Source organism: Hydrogenophaga sp. (genome assembly GCF_030651625.1).
Taxonomy (GTDB): domain Bacteria; phylum Pseudomonadota; class Gammaproteobacteria; order Burkholderiales; family Burkholderiaceae_C; genus Hydrogenophaga.
On record NZ_JAUSCF010000030.1, the window covers coordinates 29537 to 54726 of the forward strand.

Annotated in this window: 28 protein-coding genes and 1 tRNA gene; 2 read left to right on the forward strand and 27 right to left on the reverse strand. The window is 59.0% G+C overall.

What is annotated here, in order from left to right; translation table 11 throughout:
- Window positions 1–512: 512 nt before the first annotated feature.
- From Q7V46_RS13785 to Q7V46_RS13800, 4 genes are all read right to left on the reverse strand, one after another.
- Window positions 513–1520 (reverse strand): DUF4238 domain-containing protein, encoded by a 1008-nt coding sequence (locus tag Q7V46_RS13785; RefSeq protein ID WP_304914126.1) that lies wholly within the window; start codon window positions 1518–1520, stop codon window positions 513–515.
- Between the two features lie 89 nt (window positions 1521–1609).
- Window positions 1610–2521: an AbiJ-NTD4 domain-containing protein gene (locus tag Q7V46_RS13790; protein ID WP_304914127.1), complete on the reverse strand. Its 912-nt coding sequence runs from the start codon at window positions 2519–2521 to the stop codon at window positions 1610–1612.
- 12 nt (window positions 2522–2533) lie between these two features.
- Window positions 2534–4063, reverse strand: coding sequence for a UvrD-helicase domain-containing protein (locus tag Q7V46_RS13795; RefSeq protein ID WP_304914128.1), 1530 nt, complete (start codon window positions 4061–4063; stop codon window positions 2534–2536).
- The gene (locus Q7V46_RS13800; protein ID WP_304914129.1) at window positions 4060–5919 is read right to left on the reverse strand and encodes an ATP-dependent endonuclease; all 1860 of its coding nucleotides are present in this window, start codon (window positions 5917–5919) and stop codon (window positions 4060–4062) included. Before Q7V46_RS13800 ends, Q7V46_RS13795 begins: the two co-directional genes overlap by 4 nt.
- Window positions 5920–6634: 715 nt before the next feature.
- Here Q7V46_RS13800 and Q7V46_RS13805 point away from each other — a divergent pair.
- Together Q7V46_RS13805 and Q7V46_RS13810 are read left to right on the forward strand one after the other, a co-directional pair.
- A complete protein-coding gene (locus tag Q7V46_RS13805) occupies window positions 6635–7864 on the forward strand; it encodes a hypothetical protein (RefSeq protein ID WP_304914130.1) in 1230 nt (409 codons plus the stop codon).
- On the forward strand, window positions 7861–10119 hold the full coding sequence (locus Q7V46_RS13810) for a hypothetical protein (RefSeq protein ID WP_304914131.1): 2259 nt from the start codon (window positions 7861–7863) through the stop codon (window positions 10117–10119). Before Q7V46_RS13805 ends, Q7V46_RS13810 begins: the two co-directional genes overlap by 4 nt.
- 188 nt (window positions 10120–10307) lie before the next feature.
- On the opposite strand, the gene Q7V46_RS13815 is transcribed toward Q7V46_RS13810, so the two are convergent.
- The 23 genes from Q7V46_RS13815 to Q7V46_RS13925 all read right to left on the reverse strand — a co-directional run bounded on the left by Q7V46_RS13815 (window position 10308) and on the right by Q7V46_RS13925 (window position 25157).
- Window positions 10308–10384: transfer RNA gene (locus Q7V46_RS13815), tRNA-Met, on the reverse strand.
- A gap of 17 nt (window positions 10385–10401) precedes the next feature.
- On the reverse strand, window positions 10402–10797 hold the full coding sequence (gene rplQ / locus Q7V46_RS13820; protein WP_304914132.1) for a 50S ribosomal protein L17: 396 nt from the start codon (window positions 10795–10797) through the stop codon (window positions 10402–10404).
- Between the two features lie 72 nt (window positions 10798–10869).
- A complete protein-coding gene (rpoA, locus tag Q7V46_RS13825) occupies window positions 10870–11856 on the reverse strand; it encodes a DNA-directed RNA polymerase subunit alpha (protein WP_304914133.1) in 987 nt (328 codons plus the stop codon).
- Between the two features lie 90 nt (window positions 11857–11946).
- The gene (gene rpsD, locus Q7V46_RS13830; RefSeq protein ID WP_304914134.1) at window positions 11947–12570 is read right to left on the reverse strand and encodes a 30S ribosomal protein S4; all 624 of its coding nucleotides are present in this window, start codon (window positions 12568–12570) and stop codon (window positions 11947–11949) included.
- Window positions 12571–12734: 164 nt separating this feature from the next.
- Window positions 12735–13139: a 30S ribosomal protein S11 gene (gene rpsK, locus Q7V46_RS13835; RefSeq protein WP_304914135.1), complete on the reverse strand. Its 405-nt coding sequence runs from the start codon at window positions 13137–13139 to the stop codon at window positions 12735–12737.
- 18 nt (window positions 13140–13157) lie between these two features.
- Window positions 13158–13523 carry a 30S ribosomal protein S13 gene (gene rpsM, locus Q7V46_RS13840; protein WP_304914136.1) on the reverse strand — a complete coding sequence of 122 codons (366 nt, stop codon included), beginning with the start codon at window positions 13521–13523 and terminating at the stop codon, window positions 13158–13160.
- Window positions 13524–13545: 22 nt separating this feature from the next.
- The gene (gene rpmJ / locus Q7V46_RS13845; RefSeq protein WP_084236402.1) at window positions 13546–13659 is read right to left on the reverse strand and encodes a 50S ribosomal protein L36; all 114 of its coding nucleotides are present in this window, start codon (window positions 13657–13659) and stop codon (window positions 13546–13548) included.
- 198 nt (window positions 13660–13857) lie between these two features.
- Complete coding sequence (secY, locus tag Q7V46_RS13850) at window positions 13858–15171, reverse strand: preprotein translocase subunit SecY (protein WP_304914137.1); 1314 nt, start codon at window positions 15169–15171, stop codon at window positions 13858–13860.
- Window positions 15172–15193: 22 nt separating this feature from the next.
- Window positions 15194–15625: a 50S ribosomal protein L15 gene (gene rplO / locus Q7V46_RS13855; RefSeq protein ID WP_304914138.1), complete on the reverse strand. Its 432-nt coding sequence runs from the start codon at window positions 15623–15625 to the stop codon at window positions 15194–15196.
- Window positions 15626–15641: 16 nt separating this feature from the next.
- The gene (gene rpmD / locus Q7V46_RS13860) at window positions 15642–15824 is read right to left on the reverse strand and encodes a 50S ribosomal protein L30 (RefSeq protein WP_304914139.1); all 183 of its coding nucleotides are present in this window, start codon (window positions 15822–15824) and stop codon (window positions 15642–15644) included.
- 11 nt (window positions 15825–15835) lie between these two features.
- Window positions 15836–16354 carry a 30S ribosomal protein S5 gene (gene rpsE, locus Q7V46_RS13865; protein WP_068174947.1) on the reverse strand — a complete coding sequence of 173 codons (519 nt, stop codon included), beginning with the start codon at window positions 16352–16354 and terminating at the stop codon, window positions 15836–15838.
- An 18-nt stretch (window positions 16355–16372) separates the two neighbouring features.
- Window positions 16373–16738 carry a 50S ribosomal protein L18 gene (gene rplR / locus Q7V46_RS13870; protein WP_304914140.1) on the reverse strand — a complete coding sequence of 122 codons (366 nt, stop codon included), beginning with the start codon at window positions 16736–16738 and terminating at the stop codon, window positions 16373–16375.
- Window positions 16739–16749: 11 nt separating this feature from the next.
- The gene (gene rplF, locus Q7V46_RS13875; protein WP_304914141.1) at window positions 16750–17283 is read right to left on the reverse strand and encodes a 50S ribosomal protein L6; all 534 of its coding nucleotides are present in this window, start codon (window positions 17281–17283) and stop codon (window positions 16750–16752) included.
- Between the two features lie 23 nt (window positions 17284–17306).
- Complete coding sequence (rpsH, locus tag Q7V46_RS13880) at window positions 17307–17702, reverse strand: 30S ribosomal protein S8 (RefSeq protein ID WP_304914142.1); 396 nt, start codon at window positions 17700–17702, stop codon at window positions 17307–17309.
- 18 nt (window positions 17703–17720) lie between these two features.
- Complete coding sequence (gene rpsN, locus Q7V46_RS13885) at window positions 17721–18026, reverse strand: 30S ribosomal protein S14 (RefSeq protein WP_304914143.1); 306 nt, start codon at window positions 18024–18026, stop codon at window positions 17721–17723.
- Between the two features lie 8 nt (window positions 18027–18034).
- Window positions 18035–18574 (reverse strand): 50S ribosomal protein L5, encoded by a 540-nt coding sequence (gene rplE, locus Q7V46_RS13890; protein WP_304914144.1) that lies wholly within the window; start codon window positions 18572–18574, stop codon window positions 18035–18037.
- Between the two features lie 2 nt (window positions 18575–18576).
- A complete protein-coding gene (gene rplX / locus Q7V46_RS13895) occupies window positions 18577–18897 on the reverse strand; it encodes a 50S ribosomal protein L24 (RefSeq protein WP_304914145.1) in 321 nt (106 codons plus the stop codon).
- A 9-nt stretch (window positions 18898–18906) separates the two neighbouring features.
- Entirely contained in the window at window positions 18907–19275 is a 369-nt protein-coding gene (gene rplN, locus Q7V46_RS13900; protein ID WP_300861544.1) for a 50S ribosomal protein L14, read from the reverse strand.
- Between the two features lie 196 nt (window positions 19276–19471).
- Window positions 19472–21058 carry a glycerol-3-phosphate dehydrogenase/oxidase gene (locus Q7V46_RS13905; RefSeq protein WP_304914146.1) on the reverse strand — a complete coding sequence of 529 codons (1587 nt, stop codon included), beginning with the start codon at window positions 21056–21058 and terminating at the stop codon, window positions 19472–19474.
- Window positions 21059–21129: 71 nt separating this feature from the next.
- A complete protein-coding gene (locus tag Q7V46_RS13910) occupies window positions 21130–22863 on the reverse strand; it encodes an ABC transporter substrate-binding protein (protein WP_304914147.1) in 1734 nt (577 codons plus the stop codon).
- A gap of 108 nt (window positions 22864–22971) precedes the next feature.
- Window positions 22972–23280 (reverse strand): DUF2160 domain-containing protein, encoded by a 309-nt coding sequence (locus Q7V46_RS13915; RefSeq protein WP_304914148.1) that lies wholly within the window; start codon window positions 23278–23280, stop codon window positions 22972–22974.
- 141 nt (window positions 23281–23421) lie between these two features.
- A complete protein-coding gene (locus Q7V46_RS13920) occupies window positions 23422–24234 on the reverse strand; it encodes a carbohydrate ABC transporter permease (protein WP_304914149.1) in 813 nt (270 codons plus the stop codon).
- Between the two features lie 29 nt (window positions 24235–24263).
- Window positions 24264–25157: a carbohydrate ABC transporter permease gene (locus tag Q7V46_RS13925; protein WP_304914150.1), complete on the reverse strand. Its 894-nt coding sequence runs from the start codon at window positions 25155–25157 to the stop codon at window positions 24264–24266.
- Window positions 25158–25190 lie beyond the last annotated feature (33 nt).

The window sequence follows — 25190 nt, forward strand, 5'->3', positions numbered from 1 at the left end:
CAGGCTTGCGACTCACGCTGGTGTGGAGGGCCGATGCAATGGGCGACCGGTCGCGATGCAGCGGGTGCAGTCGCTCGTACTGCACGCCATGCGTCCGCTGACAAATGCTAGTCACCAATCGAAGACAGTCGCGGAATACTTCGCAAGTGCCGCAAAAAAGAAAAAGCGTCCTAAGGACGCTTTTTCAAATTGGCGGGGGATGGGGCACTCTTAGGGCCTAAGTCTTCCAAAGCGAATCCGTGACTTCCCTGCAGTGTCCAGTGCGCATACCCCCAGTAACCCCGCGCCCTTTCGATTGCTTTTCAGCTTGAGTTTTAGCTTGATTTTTTCCCCTTTCGCTGCATCTCGAACTCCAAAGAGATCTCGAACACCATGAACAAGGAAGCAAACAACACCAGACACCCGCTGAGGAAGTCTCCGAACAACGCCGTGGTAGACACAGCACCGAAGACGGAAATTTGGTACCAGTGTAAAGCAACCGCGAGGTGCATGCCCAGCACCCGCGTTGATGGTTAGAAGTGGCCTGAGCCTTCCACAAATCTCGTTCCCCAACGAACGGATTCGTCTTCCTGGATCATCTCACTGACCATGGAAAAATCATTCTTGACGGAGAACACGTAACGCTCCGCTTCCAGCACCTGCAGCGAATTGAAGTGTTCAACGTTCTCGGGGCGGACTTCCGTCATGGAGCCTGCCAGAAGCGCCTCTACGATGCCGGAAATCTCCTTCCGCTGCGCTCTGAGCGAGCTAGGCTCCCCGAGCCTGCCCACAAGCAGCCGATCAATGCGCTCGGTCCCATCGATCATCATTTCTAGAAATGTAGGGCACATCAAGGAAAGCGCTAGTGTTGGAGACAGCGGAAAGTACAGCTGAACCCCGATGGACGCCAAGCCGAGCTTCCAGCGGCCTTCCGCATTGGGGTCATTGAACCGAACGACCGGATGATCCCCCATGAAAAAAGGCGTGTCGTCGGTGGTCTTGATCAGATGCCACACCTTCTGCAGCAGCAGGGGCGCCCAGTCCCTCGACGCATTGGCTATCAATGCCGCGTAGTGGGCCTTTCGCGCGTTCTCCTTGCTGCCGACCAAAGGGTCGGGCTGGAAGAACTCCTCCGGGGCGCCCTCCGCACGAAAAAACCCTTCCATGCGACTAGAAAGATCGTCGAAGTTTGCCATCGTCGCCTTGGTGCGCACGAGCTGTACCGCCATGAAGCTGGCGAGAATTGCCTTCTCTTCATGCCAGGCAGGGGGAAGCGCATGAGCCGCGATGACCCGCGCAGTGACATCGGCGGCCTTGGTTTCAAGGCTGCTCAGTGCGGGTTCCAGTGTCAGGGGAACCCCCTGAAAATCAAAATCGTAAATGGCCCGCTCCGCCGCGACACCTACTTTAGATTTCTTCGACGTGGAGAACGCAAAAATCTTGTCCTGGTGCTTGTCGAACGCATGCACCAATTCACGCCCACCAGAGGAGAACCGCCGCAGCATGAACTTGGGCACGTAGTGCTGCAATGGTTCGCTCATTGAGCCGCTCCCAGGGCCAAGCATGCCCCGATCGAGACTTGCAGCCCTGCTTCAATGAGATCTGAACCCGAGCACATGAGCCTTGACTCCTAGCGAGGTGCGTTCTTGCGAATCACCAGATCCACCAACGAAAAGAGCCTGTGAAACAGGTAGTCGACATGTTCTGTGTCAATCACAGGTGTTTGGCTTCGCTCGTGATGGCGCAACAGATAGCTGTTCCCAATCTCTCGAAGCTCCAAGGCCTCCTTCTCAAGAAGCTGCCGAAATGCCGGTTCGGGGCTTGCTCTGTCCAGAACCAACTTCGCCGACTTGGCCTTGTTTTCGTCTGCCAATGTCTTGATGCGCTCCCATGAATCGAACAGTCGCTCCAGTGCTTCACGGCGGATCAGTGGATCGGGATCGGAAAATTTCCTGCGCGCTTCTTCCAGCATAACGTCGAGCAATTGGTCCCCGGTCCGAAAGTAGGTCCTCGCGAGCAAGTCCCCGATGATTGCTGGCAAGATCCGTCGGACATCGCCGCTTTCGGTAATCTCATAAGCCAGCCCGTTACGCGCGAGGATGCGGTTCACATCGGTCACGAACGCAGAACGCCCGTCCGCACTATCGAAAGTCAGATGGTGATGGCGGTAGTGATCGTGAACTCGTCCCAGAATCGGCCGTGAAACGCTTCTCCATACGAACTCGATGAAATCGAGCGCCACAAGGGTCGGGGGAGCCCACGGCTTTCCCGACCGCATGAAATCATCTTCATCGATCTTGTCACGTTGCAGTGGCCATGACAGGCCCTCGATCTCCGCTTCGATTGCGCTTTTCAGCATGTCCGTGTCGTTGCCACAGATTGCATGACCATCAGGACATTCTTGCGGAAACGACGCCCCGAACGCTCCGGACTTCGCCAGGGCCTCAACCAGGACCGCAATGCCGGCCCATGCCACTGGACTCATCGTCTGCTCGGTACGGGCCCTCGGCCCGAGCTCCCGATCACTGAAATAGTTGCCCATGGGATCGGTCCTTCAACGGAGCTTGAACAGGGGACTTGGATTGGATGTCGGAACCACCAAGGTGAGCGACTTTTTCGCCCTGCTAAGGGCTACGTACATCTTGGACTTGGCGTACAGGGTCGATGTGAACTGCGCCTTGTCGCAGGCCATCAGCATCACGTGGTCGCACTCGAGGCCCTTCGCCTTGTGAATACTGCTGAGCACCTTTTTAGGTAATGAAGGATGGGAATAAGAGCGCATGCGCGACACCTCCGCAAATCCTTCGTCGGGACCTGCAAACTGGCCGATGCGCACAGCATCCCGCAGCTCGGATCTGTGATCGATCTTCACGGTGTCGAAGCCCGCAGCAGCGTCCTTAGCCAGCGTACAAATTTTTGAGAGCGCGTCCGACACACCCGTGTGCGAGGGATTGTTCAGCAGGCATCGTGCGACTGCTTGGATGTTGGCCGGCTTTCCTGTGGTGGGGCGAGCTGCCCCGGTGCGGACTTCCTGCAAAAGTCGGTCACCGTGGCTGGATGGGCTGAATCCCGCCGCAACGCTGCCCATGAAGGTGATGACACCCTGTGCCAGCGCTTCCGGATCGCCATGACCGGTGCGCAGTGTCTGCACAAGCGCCGCCAGCGCATCACGCGTATGCCCTTCCCAGATCGGTACTGTCCGAAACCAAAAGGCTCGGAGTGCCGACACCAAGTCGTTTTGCGACGCGAGAACCATCAACTGTGTGTTGTCTTTCAGCACCTTGTCGATGGGCGCCCTGTGGTCCTTGGACAGTTGGTAGCCCGTTCGCATCTGAGCTGTGTTGTTTCCGATAAGCACCCTCACGGAAAGAGGCAGTCCTCCTGTCAGGTCGATCGGAGTTCCGCGCTCCAGACTCGCGCGCGCCTCGATGACCCAAGCTCCCAACAGGGGACAACCGGTTTGCCAGCGATGAGGCGTGATCAGCTTCTCGCCGGCTCCCTGCGCCTTCAAAGCGTCCCAGCGAACAAGATCCTCGCGCGCGGCTTTGTCGGTCTTGGCCCCGTAAATCCGCTGCATGGGATCGCCAAAAATCCGGACGGTTGATCCAGCGGACAGCAAGGACATGACAACACTGTGCTGATCGACACTGGAGTCCTGATGTTCATCGCACACGATGACTGGATATCGTCGGGCCAGTGCACGAGCCACCATTGGCTGATGGCGCAGGAATCCCGCAACCTTGGTCGCCATGATCTCAAAGCCTTGTCCACCACCCTGCCACGCCCAGGATGTCAGATCTCGCGGCAAATCCAGTGGCTTGTGGTACGCCAGGGCTATCTGCGCAATCAAGGCATCGATGGTCTTGATTTCAACGCGTGACCCAGCCTTCTTCGTGCGTTCTGCGAAGACACCGCAAGCAGCGTGAGTGTGCGTCAGGATGAGCAAGCGGCCATCACCGAGCCCTCCAACCACCTCCTGCGCGTACGCAGCCCCTTGGTATGTCTTGCCGCAGCCCGCTGCAGCTTCGATGATCACCAGTGGCTCGGGGGAGCGGAGAAGCTTGGCGACGGCCTGGTCTCTCATAGATCGAGCTTTTGCAAGGCTTTGCGACCCACGGCTGTTAGTACCACATTGATCAACGGAAGCAACTGCGGCTGGATGTCCGCCCAAGCGCCTAGCGCGACCATTTTCTGGGCCAACTCCTGCCCACCGACAGTGGACTTGAACCACTGCTGGGAATGCTTCTTCCAAGCCTTTTCTTGACCTGCGGGCGCCCCGTCCTTGCTGCCGCTGGCGGCGGCAGTGATCAGCGCGCGCCACGTTTTTCCAGAGGCTTTCAGCGCCGCGTCTATCGCCTCGGTGCTCTTGTCTTGAAGTCCAAGGCGTTCCGCCAAAGTCCGAAGTCGATAGCCGTCCAGTTCGCCTTCTGCATCCTTCAGCAGTTCGAGAAGATTTGCTTCGGGAACGGCCCCGATCACATGATCTTCAGTGCAGCCCTTCTGCCATTGGTGCAGCCGCCCGTTGAGCTTGTCCTTCAGCTTCTTCCAACGCTCCGGAGCGGTGCCCTCGTCGTCCGCCAAGCCGGCAAATAGCAAACCGGAAGACGCGAGCGTCTCCAACAGATCCAAGGTCGCTCCATTGCCCTGACCATCGCAGACTCGCACCCCGTGATCGAGCGGGTTGCCCTCGAAAGCCTTCTCTAGTAGGTACTGCAAGAAACCAACTTCGGTGGGTCCTTCTGCAATGACGGCCACGCGCGCCAGGAACGTTTCAGGGTCGCGCTTCTGCTGTGGCCCGATCTTGGCCCGAGGTAGCGCACCGATGGAGCCCAGGCTGTCCAGATACCAGAGGTGTGCGTCCTCTGCACACGAAATGGCGACAGGGCTGTGTGTCGTGAGGAAGATCTGCCCGTGTTGGCCAGCCAGGATATTGATGAGCTTGCGCAGACGGTACGGCTCAAGCCCGCGCTCGATCTCATCGATGAGCGTAACACTTGCTTCTTTGTCCGTTGACGATGCTATCTCGAGTGCAGCCATCCGTCTGGTACCCGCACCCCAACTGCTCAGAGGCAACGCCACCCCGTGTTTAGTTGCCATCAAACCAATGAGCGCGCCGATGGACAACCCCTGACTGGTAGTAAGGCCGAGTTTCAATTTACTGGGAAGCGCAGCACCGGCCATGCGCGCATCCAGTGATTCGATCGCCTCCTTACCCTTCTCATTGAGCGAGTCGTGCAAATTGAGCCCCGCCACCTCCTTGCCGATACGCGCCCGCAGTGCATTGTCGGCAAGCAACCGATCCAGAGCGGAGCCATAGACAAGTCGCATATCGCGATCATTGCGCTCATCAGCGCTCATACGGACTAGACCGATCCGCCGGCGTACGGTTGTCGAGAAATGGTCAAATTCTTCGTTAGGCTGCATAACCTCCCACGCGAGTTCTAACTCCGTGGTCCCCCGCAAGCGCACGCGATACACCGGCTGGCCGGGCACTGGAAAGTCGCCCTCACCGTCGGCGGAGGGGGCAACAGCATCTTTCCCATTCCACGCCCATGGCCAAGCGAAGGTGTTTTGCGAACCTATACCGGTTGCCTCGGGAAGTGCCATGACGGCCTCGATGATGAACTCCTGCCCACTGTCCCGCGCCCAGTAGTCGGCCTCGGAGAGGACCGCAGTGTTGGACGGCGAGAGCAAGAGCGCAATCGCTTCGAGGACTGTCGTTTTTCCTACGTCACCCCCACCCAGGAGAATGTTCATCCCCTCCGCAGGCAGCCATGTCAGGGACTGGATGCCCCTAAAACGTAGGATGGTCAGTTTGTGAATACGTGCCGTTTGAGCCATGTTATAGCTGTTTGAGTGGAATAGGCGCGCGGCCAAAAGCCCGATTTCTGAACATCGATGGAACGCGAGCTTCGAATTCCCTCGCAGGTCCGCGATCAAATGTATTTCGATACTTGCAACAAGATGCTAAACGCATTGGCGTAGCATTACCCACCCGAATGAGCAGTCTTGGAACAAACAGTCGTTGCAAAAGAACGGCGAAAGATGGCCATCAGCCTTGCGCTGCCGGTAAGGTCGACTCCCAAAGCCGGTCACGGCAAACAGCGGGAGTACGTCTTCGCGTCAGCGACTCGATCTCTGATTCGGGTCAATCGGGGGTCGTGAGCTCACGCTCTAGCAACAAATGCGCGCAAAGCACTTTGCATACAGCGTAGATCCCACCCCGCACCTGATGTGTTTATGCAGTCTGCATATTGCATAAAGCGACGACGGATGTCAGTCGCCCAATAGGTGAGTGCTTCGTCGATGTCAATGTCGACGTCGACGTCGCGACCTCGCCGGTCCCTCGTAGGCCGGCATTGAAGGCTGTGCCGCAGAGCCAAGTGGTTTCGTGCCCAGCCGACTTTGATCCAGTGTAAGGTGATCACTCATGCGTCTGGCGCCATGGAAAATGACTTGGCTGCTCCGACTTACTTTAAGTGCAAGAAGATCGAAATGGTGGGGGTTGAAATACCCCGGAACCGGCAACTTCTGAGCGGCGCTACGGCAGGAGAGAGGTGGTGTCGTTCGTCGTTCATAGAAGTATCTGGGCGCCACCCGAATTTGAGATCACACTCCCGGTCTCGATTCTGTCGGCATATCATAGGATTTACTCATGGCTGAGCCCAGATCGACAATCAACCTCCTGCTTTCGGACCTTGCGACAACCGCGCCGTTGCCGCAGGCTGGGCAGAGCGTCGTCATCGCAGTTCCAGACAGTTACCTCACTGATGAGCGATTCGAGCTTGCAGGTGTCGAGGGGCTGGCCATACAACGGCTCATTACGCTGGCACACAATGCCACTTCTTTGAAGGTCATTTGGGATACTGCCGCCGCCCGACGCTTGCTGGATTCGCCCTCGGTACATCCCTTAGCTGCAGTTGCTCTGTGCTTGAACAACGCTGAGCACTCGCTGGCCGAGAATGCACAACTTCCCCTAGACGCCTTTGAGCGCGCCCGAACAAAACTGCTGGGCCACAAGCTCGCCACCGATATGTTCTCGGATCGGCAGGCGCTCATCTGCTTGGACTTCGAACGACCGAGTCTACCCTCCGACCTTTATGAGCCTTCCACTCGCAGGCTTAGGCCGGAAGCTGATTTCGAGTCCCTAATCGACGATCTCGTGTACGCCCAACATGGCGCGGGCTTCAAGGCGGAAAGACTTTCCAAATTGAGAATGGCTCTGGCAATCATTCTCCGTGAGCTCCTCGAGAATACGGATGATCACGCAAAGACAGGCTTCGACGGTAGCGTGCTTAAGCCCAACTCCATCCGGGGACTGTTGGTCAAGCGCATTCTCGAGACCCGGCGACTGCCTAACCGCGCTGCCACAGATTTGCCACCAGTTCCCTGCTTGGAATTCACCATCTTCGACTCGGGCATTGGCTACTACAACTCCTATCGGCGACAGCTGCTGCGCGGTCAAGCCAGAGGTGATCCGGTCGCCGTGGGCGACAAACAGGCCGACCTTGTTCGTAGGTTTGAACTAGGCCCTGACCTGTCCGTCGAGACCGAATATGCCATCGTTTTGAAATGCCTTGAACGGCATTCCGAGAATGCAATACCCGACCCAAGGGCTGGTCATCGTGGGATGGGACTCTACGAGGTGCTTCGAGCTCTGAAGATGATGCAAGGCATGCTCGAAGTCCGCACGGGGCGTATCCACGGCTACCGTAGCTTTCTAGAAGGTGAACTTCGTATTCAACTTGAGCCAGAAACATCCGAGACTCGGCCCGGTATGCCGAAGGCATCGCTGCTCGATGTTGATAGAAGGATGCTTAAGTCCCCTGCGCCCCGCGACTTGGTACGCGGCTCTGTTGTTCGTGTTGTCGTACCTCTCGCATGAGCTACCAAACCGAGATGCAGGGCCTCTGGCTTCATACGAGGTATCGGGAGGCTCAGTATGAAGGCGAGGCCTGCCTATTGGTGTACGACGTCGATTCCTTCGATGACGCCTTGGTGGGCGCGGACGTTAAGCAGGTCTTCGAGAGGCGCGCTGGAACTGCCAACATCTTCATCGCAGCTCCCTTCCTTAGGAGTGAGACGTGCAGGGAGGCACTTGGGACTGGCGTGGCGCTACAACGCGCAAGCGCATACATGTCAGCCAAGAGCGGACGCGTCTATCTGCTTGAGATGCAGGTCGACACCAACACGACGGAGGTTTCAATCGTGACTAGTTTGCTGAGTTGGGACAGCACCTTGATGAAAGTTCAGTTCGAGGAGCCCAAGCTCCTCGAACCGATCCTCCGCGAGGGATGGCTTTTCGATCTGTTCGACTCCAACGAAGGCCTTGTAATCGCTCCACCTGGCGTCCATTTCCGCAAGAGTTCTAGCAAGCACACGGACAAGTTCCTGCGGGCTGCCAACACCCTTACATCGTCCAGCGCATGCGGCTTGCTGGCAATGTTCGCGTTGGCGACGCTCGCTCCGCGGACGCCCAAGCGCATCTTGGTCGATACGGCACCCCTGCTATCGCTGGCCTACGCCATGATGCGTGTGGCGAGAGTTCACGACATTTGGGAAGCAGACGTTCCGGCACGTTCCTTCAGCTCGTACGGTGGCCAGTCGAGATTGCGCCGGTTGTCTATCAACGACGTGATCCTCATCTCCGCGACGACCTCTGGCTCTCTAGCCGCCAGCCTCAAAGCCCAGCAGGCGCATGAGGATTCGATCGTCACCCTCTTCTCCCTCTGCTCAAAAGAAGCGGTGCCTCCTCCAAACGTGCTGTGCGACTTGACCGTGACTGCAGAGCGTAGCTTTGGATACCCGCCGGTAGAAAACTACGCTGCATCTGACTGCTCACTGTGCAAGTCCGAGTTCATTCTTGCGGAGCTTGAGGGCGATCAGTTCCTTCTGCAGCAGCGACAGCATCGTCTATTGAAGTTTGTGCAGACCACTCAGTCCAACGATGCTCGTACAACGCTTACCGAGCTTTATGGCTTCAAAGCAATCGAAGTTGTCCTGCGTCCCGACGCGACAAGGCCTTCAACAATCGAGGTTAACGAAGCGCACCTTCTTGAATGTCCAGACATCCGTAAGGACCTCATTCGTCATCTTCGTCGGTACGCTCCTCAACCGCTTGCCCTGATCGTGCGGGTCAGTATTACCGAGAGTCAACTCCATAGCTTGATCACCGAAGCCGGCATCGGTGCTGCGGTTGCGGGCGCTAGCGTCGTGGAGTGGGCAGACGTCGCCTCTCACGCTGTTTTGGGCGATGGCAAGGGCGCCTTGGTGATTTTCGGTTGCCTGTCCAGCCATACGGTGGCCCGGCAAATCAACGCATCGCTCCGGTCAAAAGTCAATAACGGAAACGTCGCGTATGTGTCGGCACTAACTCTCGCTGAAACGCCTGAGCAGTACCTGGATCTCAAGATGTTCCTCGGGTATGGCGAACGAGGTTCTGACACCTTCACATACCGAGACTCGCGCAGACTAGCGTTGCCTGGCCGCAGTGCCGACAGGAGCCCCTGGGCGGAAGAACTTGATCTTCTAAATGATCTTGCAGGTCATAGCATCGCTGAATTCGAAGCTCGACGTTCAGTGCTATCCACAGCGTTGACTGGAAGAGACGCGATCTTTTGGCCTGGCCTCAACGGCCCACTCGCGATCCAGCGCGACTTCGTTTACCTTGACACTGGTTCGGGCACTGAATCAATTTCACAGGCCGACGTCTTCGCTGTCGTATCAAACCTGTTTGCCTCCGCCCGTTCAGGGAGTAACGAGTTGACTAAGAAGCCGTCAGGGAACGATGCCATCGCTTTAACGCAGTCCGTATACGGCCACGTACTGTTGACGCCCGAAGCATTCATGACTTTCAACGACGGGGTGCTGAAAGCGAGTCTTCTGCGGGCAGCTCGAAAGAGCGACCTGATGTACGACGTCGATGCTGGTTACAGCACACGTATGTCGGAGATCGTGCTTGCAGAACTCTCAGGGTGGCCTGCCGGTACCGGCGATGCGCTTCCGGAGATGCTTCTTGCCCTAGCTACGAATCGCCTGCGGTTGCGTGATGCCGAGCGGACTGCGATTCGCAGCAGGGCAATCGCCGCAGATTTACCACTTTACCTTTCGGCGCTCGCGCAGGCGATTCCGAACGGATAGTCGTCTGCAATTGTCTGGGTGGCTATCTACCCAACGGTCGTATTCAGATGAACCGACCCAAAGGTCGCAAATCCGAATGGGTCAACCATGGCTGTCTACAGATGGGCTAGAAATGGGCTACGGATGGGCTACAACAAAAAAGCCCTCGTCTCCGAGGGCTTCAATGACAAGCAAGTGCTTGATTTTGTTGGTTGCGGAGGCAAGATTTGAACTTGCGACCTTTGGGTTATGAGCCCAACGAGCTACCAGGCTGCTCCACTCCGCGTCAAGCCTTGTATTCTATCACGCTTTGTCGGCGTCTTCAGCAGCGGTGGTGTCTTCTCCACGATCGACCAGTTCAACCAACGCCATAGGGGCGTTGTCGCCCACGCGAAAACCCATTTTCAGGATGCGCGTGTAGCCACCTGGACGCGCTTTGAAGCGTGGGCCCAGCTCGTTGAACAGTTTCACGACCACGTCGCGATCGCGCAGGCGGTCAAAGGCCAGACGGCGATTGGCGACGGTGGGGACCTTGGCCAGGGTGATCATGGGTTCCACCACGCGGCGAAGCTCTTTGGCTTTCGGCACCGTGGTCTTGATGGCTTCGTGCGTGAGCAGCGAATTCATCATGTTGCGGAGCATGGCGAGGCGGTGCTCACTGGTGCGGTTGAGTTTACGTAGTCCGTGTCCGTGACGCATTTGAGATTTCCTTTCGATGTTTTGCCCCCAGCCGTATCAGGTACTGGAGGTTCGTCAGACAGTTGAATGTCTTCAGTGTTTGTCGAGACCAGCCGGCGGCCAGTTTTCGAGCTTCATGCCCAAGGTGAGCCCGCGCGAGGCAAGCACTTCCTTGATTTCGTTGAGTGACTTGCGACCCAGGTTGGGGGTCTTGAGCAACTCGTTTTCAGTGCGCTGGATCAGGTCACCGATGTAGTAGATGTTCTCTGCCTTGAGGCAGTTGGCCGAACGCACCGTAAGTTCGAGCTCGTCGACAGGACGGAGCAGAATCGGGTCGAACTGCTGCGAGCTGCGCTGTGCGGGCTGGTCGAACGCTGAGAGTTCGACACCTTCGAGCTGCGCGAACACGGCCAGCTGCTCCACCAGGATCTTGGCGGAGGCACGCACGGCTTCTTCAGGGCCGATGGAGCCGTTGGTCTCGATTTCGAGCACCAGCTTGTCCAGATCGGTGCGCTGCTCCACACGAGCGCTTTCCACGGTGTAGCTGACGCGCTTCACTGGGGAGAACGAGGCGTCGAGCACGATGCGACCAATGGAACGCGACTGCTCGTCGTTGCGGCGCAGGCTGCCAGGCACATAGCCACGGCCCTTTTCCACCTTGATCTGCATGTCGAGCTTGGCGCCGGCAGACAGCGTGGCAATCACGTGACCGGGATTCACGATCTCGACATCGTGTGGGGTCTGGATGTCGGCCGCAGTGACCAGGCCTTCGCCGTCCTTGCGCAGGCTCAGCGTGACTTCGTCGCGGTTGTGGAGCTTGAACACCACGCCCTTGAGGTTGAGCAGCATGTTGACGACGTCTTCCTGAACGCCATCGATGGAGGAATACTCGTGCACCACGCCCGCGATGGTCACCTCGGTGGGCGCATGGCCCACCATGGAAGAGAGCAACACCCGGCGCAGAGCGTTGCCCAGCGTATGACCATAGCCACGCTCGAAGGGCTCGAGTGTGACTTTGGCGCGATTGGTCGACAGTTGCTCGACGTTGATGGTTTTGGGCTTCAGCAGATTGTTCAGCATTCAAACTTCCTTCAGTACCCTCGGCTCGTTACACCGATAAGGCAGACGGAGCATGGCCCGACCGCACTTGCATGCAGGCCGGGAACGAAATTAACGGGAATAGAGTTCGACGATCAACGATTCGTTGATGTCGGACGCGAACTCGTCGCGATCAGGCGCCTTCTTGAACACGCCTTCGGCTTTGTCGACGGCCACATCGACCCACGCAGGGAAACCGATTTGTTTGGCGAGTTCGAGGGCTTCGATCACACGAGCCTGCTTCTTGGATTTTTCACGCACAGCGATCACGTCGCCTGCCTTCACCGAGTAAGAAGGGATGTTCACGGACTTGCCGTTCACGGTGATCGCCTTGTGAGAGACGATCTGGCGGGCTTCGGCGCGGGTGGAGGCAAAGCCCATGCGGAACACCACGTTGTCGAGGCGGGCTTCCAGCAGGAACAGCAGGTTCGCGCCTGTGTTGCCACGGCGGCGATCGGCTTCAGCGAAGTAGCGGCGGAACTGACGCTCCAGGACACCGTAGGTGCGCTTGACCTTCTGCTTCTCGCGCAGCTGCACACCGAAATCGGAGGTGCGCTGGCCAGAAGTGCGGCCGTGCTGACCGGGCTTGGAATCAAATTTGGCCTTGTCGCTGATCGAGCGACGGGCGCTCTTGAGCAAAAGGTCGGCGCCTTCACGGCGGGAGAGTTTGGCCTTTGGGCCGAGGTAACGTGCCACGTTGTGTTCCTTGTGTGTCTGCCGCAACCCACATCAAAGCGATGTCATTGCGGGAGCCAGTCCCAGTGGGTATCTGGCAGTGGGCTTAGTAAAAACGCCACCGCAGGAAACTGCGGTGGCTCGCTAAGAGAAAAGCCTTTGATTCTACCCTGAACGGGAGAATCTCAGATGCGGCGACGCTTCTGTGGGCGGCAGCCGTTGTGCGGCACAGGGGTCACATCAGAGATGGAGTTGATGCGAATGCCCAGTGCACCGAGTGCACGAACCGAGGACTCGCGACCTGGCCCGGGGCCCTTGATCTCGACATCCAGGTTCTTGATGCCTTGCTCGATTGCGGCGCGACCAGCCACCTCTGAAGCCACCTGGGCTGCAAAGGGCGTGGACTTGCGCGAGCCTTTGAAGCCCTGACCACCAGACGAAGCCCATGAAAGCGCATTGCCTTGACGGTCGGTGATGGTGATGATGGTGTTGTTGAACGAAGCGTGCACGTGCGCGATGCCGTCGGCAATGTTCTTGCGGACTTTCTTGCGAACGCGGGCGGATGCGTTGCTGGAGGGTGACTTAGCCATAGGAATCCTTCAAACCAATTATTTCTTCAGCGACTGGGCAGCCTTGCGAGGCCCCTTGCGCGTGCGGGCATTGGTCTTCGTGCGCTGGCCACGCATGGGCAGACCACGGCGATGACGGAAGCCACGATAGCAACCGATGTCCATCAAACGCTTGATGTTCATCGTGGTTTCACGGCGCAGGTCACCCTCGATCGTGAATACACCGACCTGATCGCGAACTTTTTCCAGTTCTGCGTCGCTCAGATCTTTGATCTTCTTGGTGTAGTCGATACCACAGGCCTCGCAAATCTTCCGAGCGCGGGTGCGACCAATGCCAAAAATTGCCGTCAAGCCGATTTCGGCGTGCTTGTGCGGCGGAATGTTGATGCCTGCAATACGAGCCATGATTTACCTCTGAACTTACCAGTCAGCCTTGACGCTGCTTGTGACGCGGATCGGTACAGATGACCCGCACGATACCGTGACGCTTGATGATCTTACAGTTGCGGCACATTTTCTTGACCGAAGCTGAAACTCTCATAGTTTTCTCCTAAATATTCCAAATACACCCATCAACCATCTGGCTAACCTGTCCTGAAACGGTGCTTGCCCGGGGTCTGGTCGCAGGGCGCGTGCGCCACTTTGACCGTGCTTCCGGTTTGACTCTGAACGTTGCAGCGGGAACGTCTTCAACCACCTCAGTCTGCACCTCGCTCACGTCGTCGCTTGGACAAGGACTTCAGCCAGAAGTCTTGAAATTGGCCTTCTTGAGCAGCGATTCGTATTGCTGCGACATCATGTAATTCTGAACCTGGGCCATGAAATCCATCGTGACCACCACAATGATCAGAAGTGAGGTTCCACCGAAGTAGAACGGCACGTTGTATTTCAGAATCAGGAATTCGGGGAGCAAGCAGACGGCGGTGATGTAGATGGCACCTGCCAACGTCAACCTTAGCAAAATCTTGTCGATGTACCGCGCCGTTTGATCACCTGGGCGAATACCCGGGATGAACGCGCCGCTTTTCTTCAGGTTGTCGGCCGTTTCGCGGCTGTTGAACTGGAGCGCTGTGTAAAAGAAACAGAAGAAGATGATGGCGCCAGCATAGAGTGCGACATAGATCGGCTGACCCGGCGACAACGCAGAAGCGATGTCTCGCAGCCAGCGGGTCGAATCACCTGTACTGATCCAGCTCACCAACGTCGTGGGCAGCAGGATGATGCTCGAGGCGAAGATGGGTGGAATGACGCCAGCCATGTTCAGCTTCAAGGGCAGGTGCGAAGACTGGCCACCGTAAACCTTGTTACCCACCTGGCGCCGCGCATAGTTCACCAGGATCTTGCGCTGTCCGCGTTCAACGAACACCACAAAGTAGGTCACCAGGATCACCAAAGCGATGATGAACAGCGCTATCAGAATGTTCATGGCGCCGGTACGAACCAGCTCCAGCAAACCACCGATTGCGCTCGGCAGACCGGACACGATGCTGGCGAAGATCAGCAGTGAAATGCCATTGCCCAGACCACGCTCGGTGATCTGTTCACCCAACCACATCAGGAACATCGTGCCGGCCACCAAGCTGACCACGGCCGTCAGGCGAAAGCCCATGCCTGGGTCAATCACCAGACCCTGCTGACCTTCAAGCGCCAGGGCAATGCCCATGGACTGGAAGATGGCCAGCGCCAGCGTGCCATAGCGTGTGTACTGGGTGATCTTGCGACGACCCGCCTCACCCTCTTTTTTCAGCTGCTCAAACGTGGGCACCACGTAGGTCATCAGCTGCATGATGATCGACGCCGAGATGTACGGCATGATCCCCAGTGCAAAGACCGCAAAGCGCGACAAGGCTCCACCCGAGAACATGTTGAACAGGTTCAGGATGCCGCCTTGCTGCCCCTGGAACAGCTGCTGGAGCTGGTCAGGGTCGATCCCCGGAACGGGAATGTGCGAACCGATGCGATAGACGACCAAAGCCAGCAACAGGAACACAAGTCGGCGACGAAGATCGCCGAACTTGCCTGTTTTGGCCAGAGAGGTGGGTCCAGTTGCCACAGAATGCCTTCAGCGTTTCTGTTTAAGCCAGCGAGCCACCAGCCGCTTCAATGGCCACTTTGGCCCCTGCGGTGGCTGCAATGTTCTTCAGCGTGACCGCGCGCGCGATTTCGCCGGTCTTGATGACTTTCACGCGCTTGGCCATGTGAGGCACCAGGCCTGCTTGCTTGAGCACGAGCATGTCGACCTCGGCAGCTTCCAGACCGTTGAGGTCGGTCAGCGTCACTTCGGCGTTGAACTGCAGTTGCGCGGACTTGAAGCCACGCTTGGGCAAACGACGCTGAAGGGGCATCTGGCCGCCTTCAAAGCCGACCTTGTGGTAGCCACCCGCGCGGGATTTTTGACCCTTGTGACCGCGACCCGCGGTTTTGCCCAGACCCGAGCCGATGCCGCGACCGACACGGCGCTTGGCATGCTTGGCGCCTTCAGAAGGCTTGATAGTGTTGAGTTCCATGTCTTGCGACTCCGGTTCAGAGTACCTTGACCAGGTAAGCGATCTTGTTGATCATGCCGCGCACGGCGGGCGTGTCCTGCAGCTCGCTGATGCTGTTGACTTTGCGCAGGCCCAGGCCTCGCACGGTGTCGCGGTGGGATTGCTTGGTACCAATGGGGCTGCGCACCAGTTGGACCTTGACGGTGGTTTGTGTGGTCATGATCGTTCCAATCAGCCCAGAATGTCTTCGACCGACTTGCCGCGCTTGGCAGCCACGTCGGAGGGCGTGGTCGAGTTCTTCAGTGCGTCCAGCGTGGCGCGCACCAGGTTGTAGGGGTTGCTTGAGCCGTGGCTCTTGGCCACGACATCGGTGATGCCCAGCACTTCGAACACCGCGCGCATCGGGCCGCCAGCGATGATGCCGGTACCCTTGGAAGCTGGCAGCATCATCACATTGGAAGCGCCGTGCTCGCCGTGCACGCTGTGGTGCAGCGAACCGTTCTTGAGCGACACCTTGATCATGTTGCGGCGGGCCTGTTCCATGGCTTTTTGCACGGCCACCGGCACTTCGCGCGCCTTGCCCTTGCCCATGCCCACGCGGCCATCGCCGTCACCGACCACGGTCAGTGCTGCGAAACCGAGGATGCGACCGCCCTTGACCACCTTGGTCACGCGGTTGATCGCGATCATCTTTTCGCGCAAACCGTCGTCGTTCGCTTCGTTCTTGATGTTTGCCGTAAATTTAGCCATTGTGTGTATTCCGTTTGATCAGAACTGCAGGCCAGCTTCACGAGCCGCGTCTGCAAGGGCTTTCACCCGGCCATGGTAGGCAAAACCGGAACGGTCGAACGCCACCTTCTCGATACCTGCCGCCTTCGCCTTTTCTGCGATGCGCTTGCCGATCAGGGCCGCTGCCGTGGCGTTGCCGCCCTTGCCTGCACCACCGATTTGCGCACGCACTTCGGCTTCTGCCGTGGAGGCGGTGGCCAGAACTTTGCTGCCATCGTCGGAAATGACGCTCGCATAGATGTGCAGATTGGTGCGGTTCACGGTCAGGCGAACGGCGCTCTGCTGCGCAATGCGGATGCGCGTTTGACGGGCGCGGCGGAGACGTTGCTCTTTTTTGGTCAACATGATCCTGATCCTTATTTTTTCTTGGTTTCCTTGATCACGACCTTTTCATCCGCATAGCGAATGCCCTTGCCCTTGTAGGGCTCAGGGGGGCGCACTGCGCGCACCTCGGAAGCGATCTGGCCCACGCGCTGGCGATCCGCACCCTTGATCAGGATTTCGGTCGGCGTCGGGGTTTCCACCTTGATACCGGCGGGCATGTCCATCACCACAGGGTGGGAGTATCCAACCGTCAGGTTGAGCTTGGTGCCTTGAGCCTGGGCCTTGTAGCCCACACCCAGCAGCGACAGCTTCTTCTCGAAGCCCTTGCTCACACCATTGACCATGTTGTTCACCAGCTGACGCAGGGTGCCCGACATGGCATTGGCTTCGCGAGAGTCGTTCACCGGGGTGAACGACAGCGAGCCGGCGTTGTTTTCAATCTTGACCAGGGCGTTTTCAGCCAAAGCCAAGGCACCGAGAGCGCCCTTGACATTGACCAGGCCGTCCTTGATTGCCACTTCCACCCCAGCAGGGACGGTGACGGGCAGTTTTCCAATACGTGACATTCAGTTGCTCCTCAATGCCCGCATCAGGCGACGTAACACAGGACTTCGCCACCGACACCGGTAGCGCGCGCCTTGCGATCGGTCATCACACCCTGGGGCGTGGTGACGATGGCCACACCCAGACCGTTCTGGACCTGGGGGATGGCGTTGCGACCGCGGTAAACGCGCAGGCCGGGACGGCTGACGCGCTCGATGCGCTCGATGACGGGACGACCGGCGTAGTACTTGAGAGCGATCTCAAGTTCGTTCTTGCCGTCGGCGCTCTTGACCTGGAAGCCATCGATATAGCCTTCGTCCTTCAGGACCTGGGCGATAGCGGCCTTGACCTTGGAAGCCGGCATCGTCACAACGGTCTTTTCGACCATTTGCGCGTTGCGGATGCGGGTCAACATGTCGGCGATAGGATCACTCATGCTCATTTGTGGTTCTCCTAGGGCTTACCAGCTGGCTTTGGTGATACCGGGGATTTCACCGGCAAAGGCCATTTCACGAACCTTGGCACGGGCCAGGCCGAATTGGGCGAAGGTGCCACGCGGGCGACCCGTGATCTCGCAGCGGTTGCGCTGACGGGTCGGGTTGGCGTTGCGGGGCAGCTTTTGCAGACCCAGGCGGGCCGCATCGCGCTCTTCATCGCTCTTCTTGGCGTCGTTGGCGGTTGCCTTCAACTCGGTGTATTTCTTGGCAAACTTGGCGGCGAGCTTTTCGCGCTTGAGTTCACGTTGGAGAAGTGCTTGTTTAGCCACGCGCCACCTCAGTTCTTGAACGGGAAACGGAAACCGGCCAACAGCGCTTTGCACTCTGCGTCGTTCTTGGCGGTTGTCGTGATGCTGATGTTGAGGCCGCGCAAGGCATCTACCTTGTCGTACTCGATCTCAGGGAAAATGATCTGCTCTTTGACGCCGATGTTGTAGTTGCCACGGCCGTCAAATGCCTTGCCCGAAATACCACGGAAGTCACGCACCCGGGGCAGAGCCACAGTAACGAAACGGTCCAGGAATTCATACATGCGGGCGCCACGCAGGGTAACCATGCAACCAATGGGCTGCTGCTCGCGGATCTTGAAACCCGCAATGGCCTTGCGCGCCTTGGTCACCACCGGCTTCTGGCCAGCGATCTTGGACAGGTCGCCAACAGCGCTGTCCATGACCTTCTTGTCGGCAACCGCCTCGCTCACACCCATGTTGAGCGTGATCTTGGTGATGCGAGGCACTTCCATGATCGACTTGTAGCCGAACTTTTCGACCAGGCTCGGCGCAACGGTGTCGCGATAGATGTCTTGCAAACGTGTCATGCTCATGCCACCTTGATTTCTTCGCCGCTGGACTTGAAGACGCGCACTTTTTTGCCGTCGGCCAGGAGCTTGATGCCCACGCGATCTGCCTTGCCCGTGGCGCCATTGAAGATGGCCACGTTGGACTGGTGGATGGGCATGGTCTTTTCGATGATGCCGCCGGTGATGCCCTTCATGGGGTTCGGCTTGGCATGCTTTTTCACGGTGTTCACACCTTCGACGACCAGCTTGCTGTCGTCGGCACGGAGCACCACCTTGCCGCGCTTGCCTTTGTCGCGACCGGCAATCACGATGACTTCATCGCCACTACGAATCTTGTTCATGATGATTCCTCAGAGAACCTCGGGAGCCAGCGAAACGATCTTCATGAACTTTTCGGTGCGCAGCTCGCGCGTGACCGGTCCGAAGATGCGGGTGCCGATCGGCTCCAGCTTGGCATTCAGCAACACCGCAGCGTTGCCATCGAATTTGATCAGGGCGCCGTCAGGGCGACGAATGCCCTTGGCGGTGCGAACCACAACAGCGCTGTAAACCTCGCCTTTTTTGACGCGGCCACGTGGAGCGGCTTCTTTGATGGTGACCTTGATGACGTCGCCCACACTGGCGTAGCGACGCTTGGAGCCGCCGAGCACCTTGATGCACATCACGGACTTGGCACCCGTGTTGTCGGCAACATCGAGTCGAGATTGCGTTTGAATCATTTGATTTAAGTCCCAACTTGAATCCTCCCCGCCACCACGGCCGGGAGTGATCAGTCTTGGGCCCGTCGTTGCCAACCACAACCTCTTGCATTGCACAAGATCTGCTGCGGCCTGCTTCGGTGGGCAGAAAGCCTCGCCTTTTCAAGCGAAGCCGCAAATTATGGCATGGGATTTCGTTCGCGTCAACAAGCTGCCGTTAAATTGCTTCGGTAGACATTGTGTGATGCTGGCAAAGCCCCAGGAATTCCTCCAGCTGGCTCGATGGACAGCCTTCTTCCCGGAGGATGGTCGCCACCCCGGGCGCCATGGCGGCGGCGGCGGCGGCATCCAGGTAAAGCACCCGCCAACGGCGGGCCAGCACATCTTCCACGGTCTGGGCATGTTCATGGCGCACAGCGAATCGCACCATGGCTTCGGTGAGCCCCATGCCCAGCTGGGTATCGGCACCCGGACATTCGTTGACATGGACGGCCTCTGTCCCGTACAGATGCAGACCTGGTACCGCATAGATGGGAGCCGCCGCAGCACCTGGTCCAGGCGCACCCAGCATGGCGTGACGCTCCGTCAAGCCACCCGGCCTTGCCGTGAGGAAGCCTTCGTCGAAACAACGCTCCAGCACATCCTCAGCCATTGCCCGGTAGGTGGTCCATTTGCCACCCGTGACGGTGATGAGCCCATTGGGGTCGGTGATGATGGTGTGCTCCCTGGACAGGGTCTTGGTGGAACCCTCGGCATTCTGAGGCGGCGCCACCAGAGGCCGCAGCCCCACCCAGACGCTGCGCACGTCTTGCCTTCGCACCGGGCGGCTGAGCGCGCGGCTGGCTTCGGACAGGATGAAGTCGAGCTCTTCTTCGAAGGCCCGGGGCTCACGGGGGAGGTCCTGGCGCGGCGTATCTGTCGTACCCAGCACCACCTTGCCCAGCCAGGGCACGGCAAACAGCACACGGCCATCGGGCGTCTTGGGCACCAGCAGAGCCGTTTCACCACCCAGAAACTCGCGGTCGACCACCACGTGCACGCCCTGGCTGGGGCTGACCATGCGCTGGGGCGGGGCTTGCGGCACCCGTCCATGGGTGACTGCGCGCAATTCGTCGACCCAGACCCCGGTGGCGTTCACCACACACTGCGCCAGAACCGTTCGGTTTTCGCCGCCAAAGTGATCGCACACATCGACCTCGAAACGGGCGCTGGTCGACTCAGCCTGCTGGCGAACGGCGGTGACTTTGGCGTAGTTCAGCACCACCGCCCCTGCGGCTTCGGCCGTTCGTGCGAGGGCAAGGGCGAAGCGGGCGTCGTCAAACTGGCCGTCCCAATACTTCACGCCGCCGCGCAGACGGTGGGCGTTGACGCCTGGCAGAGCGATCACCGTGCGCGCAGCGTTCAGAAATTCGGTCCGGCCCAGTCCGGCAGCGCCAGAGAGGAGGTCGTAAAGCTTGAGGCCGATGCCGTAGAAAGGGGTCTGCCACCATTGGTAGGAAGGCATGACGAAGGGAAGTGGTTGCGCCAGGTGCGGCGCCATGCGCAGAACAGTGGCTCGCTCGGCCAGTGCCTCGCGAACCAGCGAAAGATTGCCCTGAGCCAGGTACCGCACACCACCGTGCAACAGCTTGGTTGAGCGGGAAGAGGTGCCACCGGCAAAGTCGTGCGACTCCAGCAATATCACGGAAAAACCGCGCAGCGTTGCGTCCAAAGCCACCCCGAGCCCGGTGGCGCCACCACCGACGACCGCCAGGTCATAAACGGGCTGTCGGGACAGCGAAGCGAACAGTTCTGCGCGTTTCATGAAATCGAAATATGACCCCTCGCGCCTGGTGGGCACGAGGGGCGGGTTGCTACAGGATCATGAGCGCTTGATCAGCGCACCTTGCCATTCTTCCATGCGTTGAGCAACTGGTCGTAGGCGATGGTCTCTCCTTTGGGCTTCTCGTTGGCCAGTTTCTTCCAGGGCGCGGCCTTGTCGCTGAGGTACTTGTTGGGATCGCCCTTGGGATTGAGTTTGGGCGCGCAGCGCTCCATGCCGGCGCGCTCGAGGCGGGCCATCACCTGGTCCATCTGCTCGGCCAGGTTGTCCATGGCCTGCTGCGGCGTCTTCTCCCCCGTGACCGCCTCGGCCACGTTCTGCCACCAGAGCTGCGCCAGACGCGGGTAGTCGGGCACGTTGGTGCCGGTCGGGGTCCAGGCCACTCGCGCCGGGCTGCGGTAGAACTCGACCAGGCCACCCAGCTTGGGCGCCATGTCCGTCATGGCCTTGGACTGGATGTCGGACTCGCGGATGGGGGTCAGACCGACGATGGTCTTTTTCAGCGAGGTGGTCTTGGCGGTGACAAATTGGGCGTAGAGCCAGGCAGCAGCGGTCCTGTTTTCGTCGTGCTTCTCGAAGAAGGTCCACGAACCCACGTCCTGGTAGCCGTTCTGCATGCCCTGTTTCCAGTACGGGCCGTTCGGACCCGGTGCCATGCGCCACTTGGGCGTGCCGTCGGCGTTGACCACCGGAAGGCCGGGCTTGGTCATGTCGGCGGTGAAGGCGGTGTACCAGAAGATCTGCTGGGCGATCTGGCCCTGTGCGGGCACCGGACCTGCCTCACCGAAGGTCATGCCGGTGGCTTCCTTGGGCGCGTACTTCTTCATCCAGTCGATGTACTTGGTCAGTGCGTACACGGCAGCCGGCGAGTTGGTGGCACCACCTCGCGACACCGAGGCGCCCTGGGGGTGGCAGCCATCAGCCGAAGCACGGATGCCCCATTCGTCCACTGGCTTGCCGTTGGGAATACCCACATCGGCGGTGCCGGCCATCGACAACCAGGCGTCGGTGAAGCGCCAGCCCAGCGAGGGGTCTTTCTTGCCATAGTCCATGTGGCCATAGATCGGCTTGCCGTCGATGGTCTTGACGTCTTCGCTGAAGAAAGCGGCGATGTCTTCGTAGGCGCTCCAGTTCAGCGGCACACCAAGGTCGTAGCCATACTTGGCCTTGAACTTGTCCTTGAGGTCCTGACGCGCGAACAGGTCGGCTCGGAACCAGTACAGGTTGGCGAACTGCTGGGTGGGCAGCTGGTAGAGCTTGCCGTCAGGCCCGGTGGTGAAGCTGGTGCCGATGAAGTCCTTGATGTCCAGGCCCGGGTTGGTCCACTCCTTGCCCTTACCCGCCATGTAGTCGGTCAGGTTCATGATCTTGCCGTAGCGGTAGTGCGTACCGATCAGGTCGGAGTCGCTGATCCAGCCGTCGTAAATGGATTTGCCCGACTGCATCGAGGTTTGCAGCTTCTCGACCACGTCGCCTTCCTGGATGAGGTCGTGCTTGACCTTGATGCCGGTGATTTCTTCAAACGCTTTGGCCAGCGTCTTGCTTTCGTATTCGTGCGTGGTGATGGTCTCCGAGACCACGGAGATCTCCCGCACGCCCTTGGCCTTGAGTTTGGCAGCGGTATCGATGAACCACTTCATCTCGGCCGCCTGCTGGTCCTTGCTGAGAGTCGATGGCTGGAACTCGCTGTCGATCCAGCGCTTGGCGGCGGCCTCGTCGGCCCAGGCCACCTGGGAACCCAGGGCGAGCATTGCTGCCAGCGCCAGGGTGGTGTGTCGCAATTTCATGTTGTCTCCTCATTCAATGCACTTCCCCGGTGGTTGACACGGAATGGCTCGGCCCCGGGGAAGCAATGGGCCGAATTCGCAAAAGAAAGAGGGTGGATTTGGGTCGCTTCAGCCCTTGCGCATGACCACGACCATCCACACCGCCGCAATACCCAGAGCGATCCAGATGCTGGGTTCCTGCTCCAGTGAGAACCATTGCGCGATCCAGCCGGTCATGCCGACGAACGCCAGGTGGATGTAGGCAGAGCCAAGCAGACCGATGAAGAGCCGGTCGCCACGCGTGGTGACCATGGGCAGAAACCCCTTGCGCTCGATCGTGGGCGACTTGATTTCCCACACCGTCATGCCGATCAGCATGAGCACGATGCAGGTGAAAAAAACAGCAACAGGGGTGGTCCACACCATCCAGTCAAACATCAGAGCTCTCCAAAAAATCCAGCCAAAGCAGAGGCAGACGAGCGACGTGCCTCCCATCCAGGGCCACCGTGGAACCGGCTCTGCCGGGCCACTGGTGGCGCCCCCTTGAAGGGGAAGCGCCGAAGGCGCATCGGGGGTGGGTCATACCCTGCCCATGGCAAAGCCCTTGGCGATGTAGTGCCGCACGAACCAGATCACGATGGCGCCCGGGACGATGGTGAGCACGCCGGCGGCGGCGAGGGTGGCCCAGTCCATGCCACTCGCGCTCACCGTTCGTGTCATGGTGGCCACGATGGGTTTGGCGTTGACGCTGGTCAGGGTGCGCGCCAGCAGCAGCTCGACCCAACTGAACATGAAGCAGAAAAACGCGGCCACGCCCACGCCGGCCTTGATCAGGGGCAAGAAGATGGTGAAGAAGAAGCGGGGAAAGCTGTAGCCGTCGACATACGCGGTCTCGTCGATCTCGCGCGGTATGCCGCTCATGAAGCCCTCCAGAATCCACACCGCCAATGGCACGTTGAACAGCAGGTGGGCCATGGCCACGGCGATGTGCGTGTCCATCAGACCCAGCGTTGTGTAGAGCTGGAAGAACGGCAGCAGAAACACCGCAGGCGGTGTCATGCGGTTGGTGAGCAACCAGAAAAAGACGTGCTTGTCACCCAGGAAGCGGTAGCGAGAAAATGCGTAGGCGGCTGGCAGGGCCACGGTGAGTGAGATCACGGTGTTGATCCCCACATAGATCAGGCTGTTGATGTAGCCCGAGTACCAAGAGGGGTCGGTGAAGATGGTCTGGTAGTTGGCCCAGGTGAACTCGGCCGGCCAGAGCGTGAACGAAGACAGGATCTCCTGGTTGGTCTTGAAGCTCATGTTGACCATCCAGTAGATGGGCAACAGGGCGAAGATCAGGTAGGCGAAGAGAAACAGGGTGCGTTTCTTGAACCGGCGCTCAACCATGGTCGACCCCCCTCCGGATGGCGTGCAGATCAGTCATGCGCGTGCTCCTTCTGGGTCGTTCCCAGGCTTTGCATCCAGTTGTAGAGCACGAAGCAGAACAGCAGGATGATGAAGAAATAGATGAGGGAGAACGCAGCAGCCGGGCCCACGTCGAACTGGCCGACGGCCTTGGTGGTGAGGTACTGCGAGAGGAAGGTGGTGGCGTTGCCGGGGCCGCCGCCGGTGAGCACGAAGGGCTCGGTGTAGATCATGAAGCTGTCCATGAAGCGCAGCAGCACCGCGATCATGAGCACGCCGCGCATCTTGGGCAACTGGATGTAACGGAACACCGCCCACTTGCTGGCGCCGTCGATGCTGGCGGCCTGGTAATAAGCATCAGGAATGCTGCGCAGGCCGGCGAATGCCAGCAGGGCCACCAGAGGGGTCCAGTGCCACACATCCATGGCCAGCACCGTCCACCACGCATGTGAGGCGTTGCCGGTGTAGCTGTAGTTGAAGCCGGCCTGCTTGAGGTAGTAGCCGAGCAGACCAATGTCGGTGCGGCCAAAGATCTGCCAGATGGTGCCCACCACGTTCCACGGGATCAGCAGCGACAGCGCCACCAGCACCAGCACCGCCGACGATTTCCAGCCCTGGGCGGGCATGGACAGTGCGAGCGCAATGCCCAGCGGAATTTCCACCAGCAGCACCGCGAGCGAGAACTGGATCTGGCGCCACAGGGCCTGGTGCAGGTCCTGGTCGCGCATCACGGCGGTGAACCACTCGGTGCCCACGAAGATGCGGCGGTCGGGCGAGAGGATGTCTTGCACCGAGTAGTTGACGACCGTCATCAGCGGCAGGATGGCGGAGAACGCCACACAGACGATGACGGGCAGCACCAGAAACCAGGCTTTCTGATTGACGGGTTTGGTGGTTGTGCTCATTCGGTTGCCTCCGTGCCGCGCACTGCGGCGCGA

Bases quoted from the DNA above. Each gene is read 5' to 3' on its own strand.
- rplX (WP_304914145.1), bottom strand. From the start codon at position 18,897: ATGAACAAGATTCGTAGTGGCGATGAAGTCATCGTGATTGCCGGTCGC.
- rplR (WP_304914140.1), bottom strand. From the start codon at position 16,738: ATGTTGACCAAAAAAGAGCAACGTCTCCGCCGCGCCCGTCAAACGCGC.
- Q7V46_RS13790 (WP_304914127.1), bottom strand. From the start codon at position 2,521: ATGGGCAACTATTTCAGTGATCGGGAGCTCGGGCCGAGGGCCCGTACC.
- Q7V46_RS13920 (WP_304914149.1), bottom strand. From the start codon at position 24,234: ATGGTTGAGCGCCGGTTCAAGAAACGCACCCTGTTTCTCTTCGCCTAC.
- rplE (WP_304914144.1), bottom strand. From the start codon at position 18,574: ATGACACGTTTGCAAGACATCTATCGCGACACCGTTGCGCCGAGCCTG.
- rpmD (WP_304914139.1), bottom strand. From the start codon at position 15,824: ATGACCACACAAACCACCGTCAAGGTCCAACTGGTGCGCAGCCCCATT.
- Q7V46_RS13785 (WP_304914126.1), bottom strand. From the start codon at position 1,520: ATGAGCGAACCATTGCAGCACTACGTGCCCAAGTTCATGCTGCGGCGG.
- rpsE (WP_068174947.1), bottom strand. From the start codon at position 16,354: ATGGCTAAATTTACGGCAAACATCAAGAACGAAGCGAACGACGACGGT.
- Q7V46_RS13805 (WP_304914130.1), top strand. From the start codon at position 6,635: ATGGCTGAGCCCAGATCGACAATCAACCTCCTGCTTTCGGACCTTGCG.
- Q7V46_RS13910 (WP_304914147.1), bottom strand. From the start codon at position 22,863: ATGAAATTGCGACACACCACCCTGGCGCTGGCAGCAATGCTCGCCCTG.
- rplO (WP_304914138.1), bottom strand. From the start codon at position 15,625: ATGGAACTCAACACTATCAAGCCTTCTGAAGGCGCCAAGCATGCCAAG.
- rpoA (WP_304914133.1), bottom strand. From the start codon at position 11,856: ATGCTGAACAATCTGCTGAAGCCCAAAACCATCAACGTCGAGCAACTG.
- Q7V46_RS13925 (WP_304914150.1), bottom strand. From the start codon at position 25,157: ATGAGCACAACCACCAAACCCGTCAATCAGAAAGCCTGGTTTCTGGTG.
- rpsH (WP_304914142.1), bottom strand. From the start codon at position 17,702: ATGAGCATGAGTGATCCTATCGCCGACATGTTGACCCGCATCCGCAAC.
- Q7V46_RS13810 (WP_304914131.1), top strand. From the start codon at position 7,861: ATGAGCTACCAAACCGAGATGCAGGGCCTCTGGCTTCATACGAGGTAT.
- rpmJ (WP_084236402.1), bottom strand. From the start codon at position 13,659: ATGAGAGTTTCAGCTTCGGTCAAGAAAATGTGCCGCAACTGTAAGATC.
- rplN (WP_300861544.1), bottom strand. From the start codon at position 19,275: ATGATTCAAACGCAATCTCGACTCGATGTTGCCGACAACACGGGTGCC.
- Q7V46_RS13795 (WP_304914128.1), bottom strand. From the start codon at position 4,063: ATGAGAGACCAGGCCGTCGCCAAGCTTCTCCGCTCCCCCGAGCCACTG.
- Q7V46_RS13915 (WP_304914148.1), bottom strand. From the start codon at position 23,280: ATGTTTGACTGGATGGTGTGGACCACCCCTGTTGCTGTTTTTTTCACC.
- rplQ (WP_304914132.1), bottom strand. From the start codon at position 10,797: ATGCGTCACGGACACGGACTACGTAAACTCAACCGCACCAGTGAGCAC.
- rplF (WP_304914141.1), bottom strand. From the start codon at position 17,283: ATGTCACGTATTGGAAAACTGCCCGTCACCGTCCCTGCTGGGGTGGAA.
- rpsK (WP_304914135.1), bottom strand. From the start codon at position 13,139: ATGGCTAAGTCACCCTCCAGCAACGCATCCGCCCGCGTTCGCAAGAAA.
- Q7V46_RS13905 (WP_304914146.1), bottom strand. From the start codon at position 21,058: ATGAAACGCGCAGAACTGTTCGCTTCGCTGTCCCGACAGCCCGTTTAT.
- rpsM (WP_304914136.1), bottom strand. From the start codon at position 13,523: ATGGCTCGTATTGCAGGCATCAACATTCCGCCGCACAAGCACGCCGAA.